The 12,118-nt window shown below is 70.0% G+C and carries 15 protein-coding genes, 1 tRNA gene and 1 pseudogene; 15 read left to right on the top strand and 2 right to left on the bottom strand.

From position 1 onward, the window contains the following. The first annotated feature begins 297 nt into the window (after positions 1–297). Complete coding sequence (locus ACFV6X_RS02240; RefSeq protein WP_385376367.1) at positions 298–1,092, top strand: NUDIX domain-containing protein; 795 nt, start codon at positions 298–300, stop codon at positions 1,090–1,092. On the opposite strand, the gene ACFV6X_RS02235 is transcribed toward ACFV6X_RS02240, so the two are convergent. Further along, a complete protein-coding gene (locus ACFV6X_RS02235; protein ID WP_385376880.1) occupies positions 1,076–2,119 on the bottom strand; it encodes an XRE family transcriptional regulator in 1,044 nt (347 codons plus the stop codon). The two genes, ACFV6X_RS02240 and ACFV6X_RS02235, sit on opposite strands and share 17 nt — an antisense overlap. A gap of 422 nt (positions 2,120–2,541) precedes the next feature. On the opposite strand from ACFV6X_RS02235, the gene ACFV6X_RS02230 reads away from it, so the two are divergent. From ACFV6X_RS02230 to ACFV6X_RS02175, 12 genes are all read left to right on the top strand, one after another. Next, the gene (locus ACFV6X_RS02230; RefSeq protein ID WP_385376364.1) at positions 2,542–2,898 is read left to right on the top strand and encodes a hypothetical protein; all 357 of its coding nucleotides are present in this window, start codon (positions 2,542–2,544) and stop codon (positions 2,896–2,898) included. A 2-nt stretch (positions 2,899–2,900) separates the two neighbouring features. After that, positions 2,901–4,256, top strand: a complete 1,356-nt coding sequence (locus ACFV6X_RS02225) for an FtsK/SpoIIIE domain-containing protein (protein ID WP_385376361.1) — start codon at positions 2,901–2,903, stop codon at positions 4,254–4,256. A gap of 83 nt (positions 4,257–4,339) precedes the next feature. Beyond that, the gene (locus tag ACFV6X_RS02220; RefSeq protein ID WP_385376359.1) at positions 4,340–5,026 is read left to right on the top strand and encodes a DUF2637 domain-containing protein; all 687 of its coding nucleotides are present in this window, start codon (positions 4,340–4,342) and stop codon (positions 5,024–5,026) included. Between the two features lie 19 nt (positions 5,027–5,045). After that, a complete protein-coding gene (locus tag ACFV6X_RS02215; RefSeq protein ID WP_385376357.1) occupies positions 5,046–5,240 on the top strand; it encodes a hypothetical protein in 195 nt (64 codons plus the stop codon). Between the two features lies 1 nt (position 5,241). Next, complete coding sequence (locus ACFV6X_RS02210; RefSeq protein ID WP_385376354.1) at positions 5,242–5,433, top strand: mobile element transfer protein; 192 nt, start codon at positions 5,242–5,244, stop codon at positions 5,431–5,433. Positions 5,434–5,443: 10 nt separating this feature from the next. After that, complete coding sequence (locus tag ACFV6X_RS02205) at positions 5,444–5,599, top strand: hypothetical protein (protein ID WP_004987943.1); 156 nt, start codon at positions 5,444–5,446, stop codon at positions 5,597–5,599. Positions 5,600–5,611: 12 nt separating this feature from the next. After that, positions 5,612–5,932, top strand: a complete 321-nt coding sequence (locus tag ACFV6X_RS02200; protein ID WP_385376351.1) for a SpdD-like protein — start codon at positions 5,612–5,614, stop codon at positions 5,930–5,932. Positions 5,933–6,026: 94 nt separating this feature from the next. Continuing rightward, entirely contained in the window at positions 6,027–6,578 is a 552-nt protein-coding gene (locus tag ACFV6X_RS02195; RefSeq protein WP_385376349.1) for a GGDEF domain-containing protein, read from the top strand. Between the two features lie 85 nt (positions 6,579–6,663). Next, positions 6,664–6,849 (top strand): hypothetical protein, encoded by a 186-nt coding sequence (locus tag ACFV6X_RS02190; protein ID WP_385376346.1) that lies wholly within the window; start codon positions 6,664–6,666, stop codon positions 6,847–6,849. Continuing rightward, positions 6,842–8,206: a replication initiator protein RepSA gene (repSA, locus tag ACFV6X_RS02185; RefSeq protein WP_385376343.1), complete on the top strand. Its 1,365-nt coding sequence runs from the start codon at positions 6,842–6,844 to the stop codon at positions 8,204–8,206. The genes ACFV6X_RS02190 and repSA overlap by 8 nt, the downstream gene beginning before the upstream one ends. A gap of 16 nt (positions 8,207–8,222) precedes the next feature. Continuing rightward, positions 8,223–8,393, top strand: coding sequence for a helix-turn-helix transcriptional regulator (locus tag ACFV6X_RS02180; RefSeq protein ID WP_385376877.1), 171 nt, complete (start codon positions 8,223–8,225; stop codon positions 8,391–8,393). Next, positions 8,390–9,763, top strand: a complete 1,374-nt coding sequence (locus tag ACFV6X_RS02175) for a tyrosine-type recombinase/integrase (RefSeq protein ID WP_385376340.1) — start codon at positions 8,390–8,392, stop codon at positions 9,761–9,763. Before ACFV6X_RS02180 ends, ACFV6X_RS02175 begins: the two co-directional genes overlap by 4 nt. Before the next feature lie 213 nt (positions 9,764–9,976). Here ACFV6X_RS02175 and ACFV6X_RS02170 read toward each other — a convergent pair. After that, positions 9,977–10,048, bottom strand: a tRNA-Arg gene (locus ACFV6X_RS02170). Between the two features lie 64 nt (positions 10,049–10,112). Between ACFV6X_RS02170 and ACFV6X_RS02165 the strand changes: the two are divergent. Both ACFV6X_RS02165 and nrtL read left to right on the top strand, forming a co-directional pair. Next, a pseudogene (locus tag ACFV6X_RS02165) lies at positions 10,113–10,692 on the top strand (response regulator). Positions 10,693–10,966: 274 nt separating this feature from the next. Beyond that, positions 10,967–12,106 (top strand): ArgS-related anticodon-binding protein NrtL, encoded by a 1,140-nt coding sequence (gene nrtL / locus ACFV6X_RS02160; RefSeq protein WP_385376337.1) that lies wholly within the window; start codon positions 10,967–10,969, stop codon positions 12,104–12,106. The last annotated feature ends 12 nt before the right edge of the window (positions 12,107–12,118 follow it).

Below are 12,118 nucleotides of genomic sequence, written 5' to 3'. Positions count from 1 at the left end.
AAAGTGGCTGCCTAAAGCCGTGGAGCCGACCGGCCTCAGCCATCGAGGGTGTCTCCCACTTCCTGCCCGCAGCCGCCGAGCGCGCCGCCGGGCGCGGCCAGCCGGGGCGGAGACAGGAGGCAGGCCGCGCCGCAGAGGCGGCGCGCGCCCGCGCCGTGCGCGGGCCTTGATGAAGTAGGGAAAGTCTTACCGCGCTCTGCCTGCCGCTGGCCGCTCGGTCGTTGCCTACTCACGTGAGTAGGTTGGTGGCTACGCTTGTGTCGACCGACAACAGACGGCAAGGAGCGTGCTCAGGGGATGGGACCCAAGTCAGAGCGGGTCTACCGCACGATTTGTGAGTGGATCGCGGGGGGCAAGTACTCGCCAGGTTCCAAGCTCCCGTCCGAGCGGACCTTGTCGGAAGACCTAGACATCGGTCGCACTGCTCTGCGCCAGGTGCTGGCCAGGCTCGTAGCCGAAGGCACCGTTGAGGTACACAACCGCAGCTCCTACCGTGTGCCCGATCGTTCCGTGACGACTGAAGCGCCGGCGGATGTCGAGGCCTGGCAGATCCACGGTGAGCGCACCCTGTACGACAACCGGTGGGTGACGCTGAGTCTCGTCGACGTCGAACCGCCTGGGGTCAACCGCTTCGAGCATCACGTCGTGCGGCTGCACCACGTGGCCGTCGCTGCCGTCATCGACGACCAGGACCGCGTACTCATGATGTGGCGGTACCGCTTCGTCCCCGACTCCTTCGGCTGGGAGCTGCCCGGCGGCATCGTCGACGAGGGTGAAGACCCCTTGCAGACGGCCATGCGTGAAGTCCAGGAAGAGACCGGCTGGCGACCGAACTTCCTGGAGCACGTGGTCACCTATCAGCCCATGGTCGGTATGGTCGACTCACCACACGAGATCTTCGTGGGCCAGGGCGCCAAGCTCGTCGGCGAGCCGACGGACTTGGAAGAGGCGGGGCACATCGCCTGGGTGCCGCTGTCCGACATCCCCGGTCTGATGGCTCGTGGCGAACTCGTGGGCTCGGGCACTCTCGTCGCCCTCCTGCACGTGCTTGCCTCGCGCGGCGCCGGGGCTTCGCCTACAACCGCTGCGTGAGCTGTTCGATGCGGCGCCGATGACGGACTGACCCGGTACGGCTCGCCACCAGACGGGCCTGCCGCAGATGCTCGTGCGCCTGGTCGTACTCGCCACGCGCCAAGTGCGCCTCCGCGAGATCGCAGCGCAGTCCAGCCGATGCTCTGATGAACGTGGGGTCGGCCGTTTCGAGAGCCGTGTACAAGCTGCCTACTGCCTCGTCATCGCCTATCAGCGCGAGCGCGTTGCCACGCCACCTGGACAAGTGCCCTTCGTTCAGGAAGATGCTCAGCATGTCCGGGTCGCGGGCATCCTCCCCAGACGGCAGGTGCCGCACCGCGCGTTCCAGGGCCCGCCGGCACTCATCGTGAAGACCAGCTCGGGCACAGATCTCGGCCTCAGCCGCGCACAGCCATGCCGTCAGCCGCGGGGACATGACTTTCCCGCCGAGCCGCTGCGCGTCTCGCACCAGCTGCACCGCCATGTCAGCGCGTCCGGCATCGCAGAGCACATACGCCTGCTCGGCCGTGGCGTGCGCGAGGTACATCGGCTCTTCTGCCTCCTGGGCCGCGCGCTTGCCCAGTTCATAGTGACGCCAGGCGCGTTCCACGGCACCCACATCGAGAGCCTGCCAGGCAGCCAACGTCGCCGCTCCCGCCAGTGCCCGCGCGACCGGACGGCGCGTCTCCGGAAGCACCGCAAAGGTGAGCGCGTCTTCCAGCGTCCCCAGGTGGGCGGTCATCTGGTCGACCAGACTGGCGGCGCCCATCTGCCGGTCCATCGTGCGGAGCAGTTCCGTCTGATCCATGAACGTCTTGACCATGGTCATGCTGACATTTCGAGCTGCGTCGATCCGGCTTATGAGTTCGTCGTACCCGTCGGCCGCGACGAGTGCCGGCGCTGACTGGGACTGGCCACTCAGCTCGTCATCCGTGATCCCGAGAAGTGCTCGAAGGATCTTCGCGTAGTGGCCGGAGATCGTCCGTCTGCCGTTCTCCCACTCCGAGACGTAGACCCGCAGGCTCGCCGTCGACGCGACAGTGATCATGTGCTGGCGCGCGTAACGTTCGATCTCCCGGACCAGGCGCTCCTGCGACCACTCCCGCGCCGTCCTCGCTGCCTTGAGTCCACTCATCTGTAGTGCCGCCCTGTGTAGGGGTGTTGAGTCGTAACAGCAGCATGCCTCACATCACCGCAGGTCGGCAGGGGTTAACCGGACGGCTGTTAACCCCTGTTGTCTACCGGTGGGTTGGAGAGAGCGCTTCTCTAGTGGTGTCGCAGGAAAGCAAGTTGAGACGCCAGACCGGCGACACCGCTTGACAGCTGGTGCGCACCAGATGCAACCTGCTGGTGCGCACCAGTTGGAAGCGCCGAACGCCCGCAGTTGCTGCGGACCTCTGCCAACGCACAGGAGCGGCGACCCACCGCCAAGCAAGTACGCCGCTCCCGCCCCTGAAAGGGAGTCCCATCATGCGTCAGATCCCCGTCGACACCTCCGCCGCGACCGTGATGGTCGCCAAGACCCCGCAGCCCAAGGTCAAGGACCGCCGTACCGGCGAGATCGCCACGGATGCCGAGACCGGCGCGAAGCTGATGACCGTGGACGTGATGTTCGCGGCCAACGACGAAGTCGAGATCCTGTCCGTCACCGTTCCCGAGACCGGCATCTCCGGTGACCTGGTCATGGGTACGTCGGTGGCGCTGACCGGGCTGATCGCCCGGCCGTGGGAGAACGAGTTCAACGGCCAGAAGCGGCACGGCATCGCCTTCCGGGCGGTCGCGGTCACCTCGCTGGCCGCCACCGGCTCGGCGTCCAAGGCGGCTTGATCATGACGTGGTTCATGGTCGCCGGGGTTGTGGTCGTCGCCGCTGCGGGTCTCCTGCGGTGGCGGCGCCCCGCCTGGTACTGGCTGACCTTCGGCGTCACGCTCGCCACGCTGCGCGTCCTGGTCCGGTACGCCTCGGTCATGGAAGCCTGCGGGCTGACCGTGCCGCCCTCACGCTGGCGCCTGGTGCTCGCCCGGATGACGAACCGGCCGGTGCCCGAGTCCCGTCCGCCGCGCATCCTGCGCCTGCGGCCGACCCGGACCGGGCTGATCCTGCGGCTCAAGCTCCAACCGGGACAGGACGCCTTCGACGTGGCCGCCGCCACGGACCGGCTGCGCCACTCCTTCTCGATGTACGGCGTCACCTCCCGTGAGCTGCGCTCGGGAGTGGTCGAGGTGCGGATGACCGGCTACGACGTGCTGGCACGGGTGCAGATGCCCGCCAAGACGGACAGCCGCCCGATGAGGGTCCCGGTCGCGCTGCGGGAGGACGGCTCAGTCCACTACCGCGACTACCGCGCCGTCCCGCACGGCCTGACCCTCGGCGCCACCGAGTCCGGCAAGTCCGTCTACCAGCGCAACCTGGTCGCCGGGCTCGCCTCACACCATGTCGCCCTGGTCGGCATCGACTGCAAGCAAGGCGTCGAACTCTTCCCCCTGGCCCGCCGGTTCACCGCGCTGGCCGACAACCCCGACACCGCCCTCGACCTGCTCGAAGCACTCGTCAGCCACATGGAGGAGGTCTACCAGCTCATCCGGGCCGAGCAGCGCATCAGCGTCGCCATCCCGGACGCGGAGATAGCCGCCGACATCTGGGACCTCCCAGAAGGTGTGCGTCCGGTACCGGTGGTGGTCCTGGTCGACGAGGTCGCCGAACTCGCCCTGTTCGCCAGCAAGGAGGAGGAGAAGCGCCGGGACCGCATCATCACCGCCCTGGTCCGCCTCGCCCAGCTCGGCCGCGCGGCCGGTATCTACCTGGAAATCTGCGGGCAGCGTTTCGGGTCTGAACTCGGCAAGGGCATCACTATGCTCCGTGCCCAGCTCACCGGCCGCACCGCCCACCGCGTCAACGACGAAACGTCCGCCAACATGGCCTTCGGCGACATCTCCCCGGACGCCGTCTTGGCCGCCATTCAGATCCCCGCCGAGACACGCGGTCTCGCCATCGCCGGTGACTCCACCGGAGGCTGGCACCGCATCCGCGCCCCGCACACCTCGCTGCGCCATGCCGTGAACATCTGCAACAAGCACGCCGACCGCACCCCCGACCTGCCCGCCCTCGCGGCCTACCGGCCCGCGGTAGCCGCGTCGCCGTCGCCTCGGGTCTCGCTGTCCAAGACAGCCCCCGCCACAGTCTGACCTCTTCCCTGCCTCACGGTCGGCGCGACCGCCTCGCGCCAGGTCCCTACCCCTCCCATGCCTCCGACAGGAAGGAGCCTGTGATGGCTCGCCCCGCACTCCGCGTGGACGCCGTCCTGGTCCAAGCCGTCATCGCCGGGGCACTGTCCTTCGCCCACCTGCACGACCTGGCTGCCGCTGCCGGACAGGACGGCTGGAAAGCCTGGGCCTACCCGATCTCCGTAGACCTGCTCCTGGTCGCTGCCTGGCGCCGACTGCGCACGGACGGGCCGTCCCGACTGGCCTGGTGCTGGTTCGTGATCGCCCTGGTCGCATCCCTCGGCGCCAACGTCGCCACCGCCGGGCTCCTCGACCTGGGCGACGTCCCGGCCTGGCTGCGCATCCTCGTCGCCGCCTGGCCCGCCCTCGCCTTCATGGGCGGCACCCTCCTTGCCCATTCCGCCACCAGCCGGGAGCCGGATGCGCCGGCACCCTCCGTCCCGGCCCCGGAACCCTTGCCCACGGTGGAGCCCGAACCGGCCGCCGTCGCTGCTGAGCCGGACCCGGTGACCGACCCTGTCGCGGTCCCGGCATCCGAGGAACCCCCGGCTCTGCCCGCCGCCGAACCGTCCCCGGTTGTGCCTGTCCCGGCTGCGCTGGTCGACCACGCCCGCAAGGTCGCCGCCGACCACGAGGAACGGACCGGCGCCCGGATCGACACCGACACCCTGCGCGCCCGGCTCGGCGTCCCGCCGCACCTGGCCGACGCCATCGCCGCCCAACTCACCTGACACCGACGGGAGACACGCCATGACCAGTGATCCGGCCGACCTGACCGCCGCCGACCACCTCGATGCCGCCCGCGAGATGACCGCCGCCAACCGGCCCTTCCTCGCGCACCTGCTCGCCGAGGAAGCCGCCCGCCGCACCGCCGACCCGGCCACCGCCGCCGGTATCCGCGCCGCCTTCCCCGACCCCGCCCTGACCCGAGAGGAGACCGACTGACATGCCTGCCCGCGACTTCTTCCACTCCGTGATGCGGATCGGCCCGGTGCAGATCGGCACCCACCGCGACCGCCACGGCCAGACCAAGCACGCCGCCGTGTGCAGCTCGGACAGCTGCGGCTGGTCCGCCGACTACTCCAGCCAGTCCGCCGCCCAGCTCGCCGCCCGTACTCACCGCTGCAAGGTCCGCTAGGAGGCCACCCGTGGACGTTCCGCTCTGGTTCGCCCTGCTGTGCGTCGGAGTCCTCGGCGTCAAGCTCATCCGCCCGCCGCTCTGGCTGGTCCTGGTGCTGCTGCTCGGCGGCTACCTCCTCGCCGACAGCCTCCTCGCCCCGGTCATCGACACCGCCGTCAAGTAAGGAGATCCGCTCATGTTCCGGCCCAAGCTCCCGACCATGCCCCAGCCCACCGGTACGGCCATCCCGCCCGCGGTCGTCGTCGAGCCGACCGCCATCGCCCCCGGCACCCCAGCCCCGCCGCCGGCCCCCGTTGCCCCGGCTCCGTCCCGGCCCGTCGTCCAGCTCACCCCCGGCACCGCCCTCGCCCTCGTCGGCGGTGGCACGGCCGTGGTCCTGGTCGTCGGCGCGGTCCTGGTCTCCATGCTCCTGACGGTCGCCGTCACGGCCGTCTCGGTCGCCGTCTGCGCCATCGTCCTGCGCTCGCTCCTCGCCTCGGACGCCACGCGCCGCTGAACGGGCCCCGGGGCGTCGCGCAAGCCGCCAAGACGCCGCCGCCACCGGGACCCCGCGCTCTGCCAGCCAACCGCAATCGCCTAGGGAGAACACCGTGGATCTGCATATAGCCGCCAGCATCGTGCCGTTACTCGGCTGGGCCGTGCACGGAGGCATCCTCACCCAGCGGCTCGCCTCCGCCCGCCGCGATCCCCTCACCGGCCTGCACACCCGCGCCGGATGGACCGCCCGCGCCGAACACTGCATCCGCCGGCACCCGCACGCCGCCGTGCTCCTGGTCGACCTCGACCACTTCAAGACCCTCAACGACACCCACGGCCACGCCGCCGGAGACGCCGCCCTCATCGCCACCGCCGACCGCCTCCGGGCCTGGTGCGGACACCACGGCACCGCCGGACGCCTGGGCGGAGACGAATTCGTCGCCGTCGTCCAGGACCTGACCGCCGCCGATCTCGACGCGCTCACCGCCGCACTGCACCAGCCGCTCGCCTACGCCGGGAAGGTGCTGCCGCTGGCCGCCTCGGTCGGCGTCTGCCACCTCGCGGAGCTGCCGCTCCCGACGCTGACCGAGGCTCTCGCCGCCGCCGATGCGGCCATGTACGCCGCCAAGGGCCGCAGCCGCCGGGGCTTCCGCCTCTCTCGCTGACCGGCCACCGAGTGGCGCACAAGCCGCCAAGCACGCCGCCACCCGGGGCCGTTCCTTCCAACCGCAATCGAAAGGAACCACCATCATGGCCCAGCACACCCCACCCGCGCCGAGGATCTGCCCGGCCTGCGACGGCTTCGCCTCCGCCGCCATCACCCTCGGCAACCGCGACGCACGCGGCCACCTGCGCACCATCACCGCCCACTGCCCGACCTGCCACGGCCTGGGAACCGTCCCCGCCCGCCACAGCCGGGAGGGCGCCCGTGCCTGACCTGCTGCTCGACCCGACCACCCTCGGCGACCTGCTGAGGGTGGCCTCGGCCCCCGACTACACCCGCTGGGAAGACCAGATCCGCCGCACCGGCGGCTGCGCCGACCCCATCCACCTGACCGGCTGGACTCTGACCAAGGACAAGACCTCCGGCGAGACTCTGCACCACTACAGCACCGAGACCGAGCCTGGCGGGCGCCTCCGCCTCGCCTGCGGCAACCGCCGTGCCTCCCGCTGCCCGGCCTGCGCCTTCACTTACGCGGGCGACACCTACCACCTCATCCGCGCGGGGCTGGCCGGGGACGACCGCCGCGACATCCCCTCAACCGTCCGCGAGCACCCGCGCGTCTTCACTACCCTCACCGCCCCCTCCTTCGGCCGAGTCCACAACCGCCCCGACCACGGCGCATGCCGCTGCGGCACCCGCCACCCCTCGGACGCACCGGAACTGGGCACCGCCCTGGACCCCGCCACCTACGACTACGCGGGCGCCGTCCTCTTCAACAACCACGCCGGACAGCTCTGGCAGCGCTTCACCAACAGACTCCGCCGCGAACTCGCCGCCCGCGCCGGCATCACCCAACGCGAACTCAAGGAGCGGGCCCGCCTGTCGTTCGGCAAGGTCGCCGAGTTTCAGAAGCGCGGCGCCGTCCACTTCCACGCCGTCATCCGCATCGACGGCCCCGACGGCCCCGAAACCGCCCCACCGGCCTGGGCCACCGTGCAGCTGCTCGACGACGCCATCCGCGCCGCCGCCACGCACTCCTACACCTCGGTCTCCGTCCCGGCCGCCGAAGACCAACCGGCCCGCACCTTCCGCTGGGGCACCCAGCTCGACATCCGCCCCGTCAAGGCCTTCGGTGACGGCTCCGACATCACCGAACAAGCCGTCGCCTCCTACGTCGCCAAGTACGCCACCAAAGCCGCCGAGAACACAGGCACCCTGGACCGCCGCATCGGCGAACTCGCCGAACTCGACCGCCACGGCGTGCCTGACCACACCCGCCGCCTCATCGAGGCCTGCAAAGAGCTCGACCCCCTCTACCCAGACCGCCGCCTCTGGGCCTGGGCGCACATGCTCGGCTTCCGCGGCCACTTCTCCACCAAGTCCCGCCACTACTCCACCACCCTCGGCGAACTCCGCCAGGCCCGCGCCGACTACCGCGCCACCCAAGAGGCCGCCGCCCTCGGCCTCGACGACCAGGAGCCGGACACCGTCCTGGTCCTGGCCGACTGGCAGTACGCCGGACACGGCCACACCCCCGGCGAATCCGCCCTCGCCGCCACCATCGCCCGCACCCTCCAGCACAACCGCCAAACCGCCCGCGAAGAACTCGCAGCCCTGGAAGGAGCCTGACGTGAAAGACGAGCTGATGACTGTCCCGCAGATTCTCAATGAGCTCGGCGGAGTGTCGCGGCGGACGTTCTACCGGTGGCGCGAGCTGGGGCAGGGGCCGGCCGCCTTCAAGCTTCCCAACGGGGAGTTGCGAGTTTGGCGCAGCGACTTCCGGACCTGGTTGCGGCAGTTGGAGGCCGCCGCGTGAAGTCTCTCGACGTGAAGGTCTGGGGGGTCCGAAAGAGGAACACGAAAAAGTCGTCATATGACGTCCGTTGGATTGTGGCCGGGAATGTATTTTCCGAACAGTTCCGCACTAAGGGGCTGGCGGATCACTACCGTTCCAAGCTCCTCCGGGCCGCTCATGGAGGCGAGGAGTTCGACACGGTCACGGGGCTGCCTGACTCGGTGGTCGAAAAGGCGGCCTCTACGAGCTGGTACGCCTTCGCTCTGAGGTACCTCGCCATGAAGTGGCCGCACGCCGCTCCCAACACACGTAGTGGCATCAACGAGTCGCTTACCGCAGTGACCATGAACCTGCTCGACGATCGACCGGGCCGGCCGCCGGAGGAATTGATCAGGAGGGCGCTGCGTAACTGGGCTTTCGTCCTTCCTGGTCCGGCTGACCGCGAACTGCCGGATGAGATCGCGCACGCGCTGCACTGGGTGTCGAAGGCTTCCCGCCCACTCTCCGATCTCGGTGACGCTGCAATCGCCAGGGCCGTGCTGGACGCGTTGAAGCTGAAACTGGACGGTACAGCCGCAGCTGCGGAGACTGTTCGGCGCAAGCGCCGTACGCTCGTCAACGCCATGCACTACGCGGTGGACCTCGGGGAGTTCAAAGAAAACCCAATCACTGGCATTCGCTGGAAGAAACCGAAGGTCGCTGGAGAAGTCGATCCACGGGTGGTGGCCAATCCAGAACAGGCGCGTTCCTTGCTGACCGCTGTGTCGTACGTCGGTGGGTATGGTCGGGCCCGCGGCCGTCGGCTGGTCGGCCTGTTCGCCTGCATGTACTACGGGGCCTTACGTCCTGCTGAGGCTGTGGGCCTCACTGCGGCAGATCTAAAGCTGCCGGAGACAGACTGGGGCACGGCGTGGCTGCACCGGACGCGGCCCAGTGCCGGAAAGCAGTGGACGGACTCGGGGGAGACCCACGACGACCGGGGGCTGAAAAACCGCCCTGCCGAGGAAGTGCGGCCGGTACCGGTCCCGCCCCAGCTCGTTGCCATCCTCAGGCAGCACCTCGATACCTTCGGCACCGCCGAAGACGGGCGGCTGTTCACCAATGAGCGTGGGGGAGTAGTCGGCTCCTCGACGTACTACCGCGTCTGGCAGGAGGCTCGTACGCTCGCTCTACCGCCGGCCACGGTGGCCTCACCGCTCGCTGCGCGTCCGTACGACCTGCGGCACTCGGCACTGTCCACTTGGCTCAACTCCGGTGTCGACGCGACCGAGGTTGCCGAGCGAGCGGGCAACAGTGTCGAGGTCCTGTTGGGCCGCTATGCCAAATGCCTCGACGGCCGGCAGGAGGTGGCCAACCGCAGGATCGAAGAGCTGTTGCGCGAGTACGAGTGACCCGCGCTGTGCCACGCTTCAGGCCCCTGGACTCGTCCGGGGGCCTGCTCGTTTGCTGGGGCTGACCTGGGCGGATGCCACAAGATCCTGTCCACGAATAGTCCACAGGCCCCGACATACGGCCGCTCCGGCTGGCATACGGCTGCACATACGCGAAGACCCCGGCCTCAGCGTTTCCGCTGGTGACGGGGTCTTTGGGCACCTCATACAGGGTGCCCCCGGCAGGATTCGAACCTGCGCACACGGCTCCGGAGGCCGTTGCTCTATCCCCTGAGCTACGGGGGCGTGTCTCGCGGTGGTGGTTCCTCGCGGCGACGGGTAGAACACTACCAGCTCCCTCGGGGTGTTCATGAACGGGTTTCCCCGTGGTCGTGCCGTGGTCAGGGACGTTGTGGGTCGCCCGCAGGGGGTGGAAGTGGGGAAAACCCGGACGCGGTGGCCGGTCCCGACCTACTCTCGAAGTTGTGCCAGGCGCGTCTGGCCGGGTGCTTGTTGTGGACGACAACAAGGTCATCCGGCAGTTGATCAGGGTCAACCTCGAGCTGGAGGGCTTCGAGGTCGTGACCGCGGCCGATGGTGCCGAGTGTCTGGAAGTCGTCCATCAGGTGCGGCCCGATGTCGTCACGCTCGACGTCGTCATGCCGCGGCTGGACGGGCTGCGGACCGCCGCCGGGCTGCGGGCGGACCCCCTGACCCGGCACCTGCCCATCGCCATCGTCAGCGCCTGTACGCAGTACGAGGTCGAGAGCGGCCTGGATCTCGGCGTCGACGCCTTCCTTGCCAAGCCGTTCGAGCCCGCGGAACTGGTGCGGCTCGTGCGGCAGTTGATCGAACGGGCGGCGGAGCAGGGTTCCGAGGGCGGTGACGCCGGGTTGGGTGAGTGGCTCGGGGCTGCCGAGGCCGAACGGGCCGGGCGTACGGGTGGGTGAGGGCGGGGCGCCGCGCCACTGTGCCGGGCTGGCCGCCGTAGCGACGTTTGTTTGATGCCGGGTGCCGTGGCGACAGTCGTTTGTGATGCCGGGTGCCGCAGCGAGGCTCGTCTGATGCGGGGTGCCGTAGCGACGCTTGGCTGATGCCGGGTGTCCTAGCGACACTCGTCTGATGCAGGGCGCCGTCGTGACGTTCGTCTGACCTCGTCCATATCCCGGAACAGCGCTCAAATCGGCTCGCATACCCACCCCCCTCCTCCCATACGCTTGTCCCGTGACCCCCGTCGAGCTCTCCCGCACCGTGCTGCACGCCGTGCGTCGTGCTGTCGACGAGGGTCGGTTGAGTGTGGTCGTGCCTGCTCGGGCCGTCGTGACGCCGCCCGGGCCGGGGGGATGGGGCGACTACGCCACCAACATCGCCCTCCAGCTCGCCCGGCCGGCCGGGCAGCCGCCGCTGCGGGTCGCCGAGGTGCTGCGGCCGTATCTGGCGGGGGCCGAAGGGGTCCGCGGTGTCGAGGTCACCGGGCCCGGGTTCCTGAACATCGCCCTGGAAGCGGACGCCTCCGTCGACGTCGTACGCCGAGTTCTGCGGGACGGGGTCCGCTACGGGCGCAGCGGCGTCCTCGCCGGGCAGGTCCTGCACCTGCACGCCCCCCACGAGGTGCGCGCCCTCGTCGTGCTCGACGCCTCCGCCCGCATCCTGCGTTCCCAGGGCGCCGTCGTCCGCACCAGCAGTGATGCCCGGCCCGAGCCCGAGTGGGAGGCCGTACTCGGCGTCCACGTCGACGCCCCCGGCATCCAAGACACCCACGGCGACACCCACGCCACCCACGGCGCCGGCACAGACGTCACCAGCGACGTCGTCCTCATCCGGCCCACCCCCGCCCCGGCCGACCCCACTCCCCTCGCCCGCGCCGCCGCCCGCTGGGCGCTGCTCCACCCCGCCCCCCACGACCGCCCCCGCATCACCGCCGACCACCTGGCGCAGCGCGAGAGCAACCCCCTCTTCCGCGTCCGCTACGCCCACGCCCGCACCCGTGCCCTCGTCCGCAACGCCGCCGACCTGGGCTTCGCCGCCGAACCCGGCAGCATCGACGTACCGCATCACAGCGCCGCGCACAGCGCCGAACGCAGCGCCGCGCACAGCGCCGTACTCGCCGCCGTCCTCACCCCCCTCGCCGACCACCCCCGCATCCTCGGCGCCGCCGCCACCCAGCACGCCCCCGACCGTCTCGCCCGGCACCTCGTCGACGTCGCCGATGCCGTCCTGCCCCTCCTGCACACCGTTCTGCCGCGTGGTGCGGAGAAACCCTCGGCCGCCCACCGCGCCCGGCTCGCGCTCGCCGAAGCCGCCGGGACGGTGCTGGCCGGTGGCCTGTCCCTGCTCGGCATCGACGCACCCGAACACCTTTGAGAGAGCCAAAAG

The organism is Streptomyces sp. NPDC059861, from assembly GCF_042731435.1.
Classification (GTDB): domain Bacteria; phylum Actinomycetota; class Actinomycetes; order Streptomycetales; family Streptomycetaceae; genus Streptomyces.
The sequence above is the reverse complement of the archived record's forward strand: the minus strand, read 5'-3'. Positions and strand labels throughout refer to the sequence as shown.

Coding starts and splice junctions, on each gene's coding strand:
- ACFV6X_RS02240 (WP_385376367.1), top strand. CDS start 298: ATGGGACCCAAGTCAGAGCGGGTCTACCGCACGATTTGTGAGTGGATC.
- ACFV6X_RS02235 (WP_385376880.1), bottom strand. CDS start 2,119: ATGATCACTGTCGCGTCGACGGCGAGCCTGCGGGTCTACGTCTCGGAG.
- ACFV6X_RS02230 (WP_385376364.1), top strand. CDS start 2,542: ATGCGTCAGATCCCCGTCGACACCTCCGCCGCGACCGTGATGGTCGCC.
- ACFV6X_RS02225 (WP_385376361.1), top strand. CDS start 2,901: ATGACGTGGTTCATGGTCGCCGGGGTTGTGGTCGTCGCCGCTGCGGGT.
- ACFV6X_RS02220 (WP_385376359.1), top strand. CDS start 4,340: ATGGCTCGCCCCGCACTCCGCGTGGACGCCGTCCTGGTCCAAGCCGTC.
- ACFV6X_RS02215 (WP_385376357.1), top strand. CDS start 5,046: ATGACCAGTGATCCGGCCGACCTGACCGCCGCCGACCACCTCGATGCC.
- ACFV6X_RS02210 (WP_385376354.1), top strand. CDS start 5,242: ATGCCTGCCCGCGACTTCTTCCACTCCGTGATGCGGATCGGCCCGGTG.
- ACFV6X_RS02200 (WP_385376351.1), top strand. CDS start 5,612: ATGTTCCGGCCCAAGCTCCCGACCATGCCCCAGCCCACCGGTACGGCC.
- ACFV6X_RS02190 (WP_385376346.1), top strand. CDS start 6,664: ATGGCCCAGCACACCCCACCCGCGCCGAGGATCTGCCCGGCCTGCGAC.
- ACFV6X_RS02180 (WP_385376877.1), top strand. CDS start 8,223: ATGACTGTCCCGCAGATTCTCAATGAGCTCGGCGGAGTGTCGCGGCGG.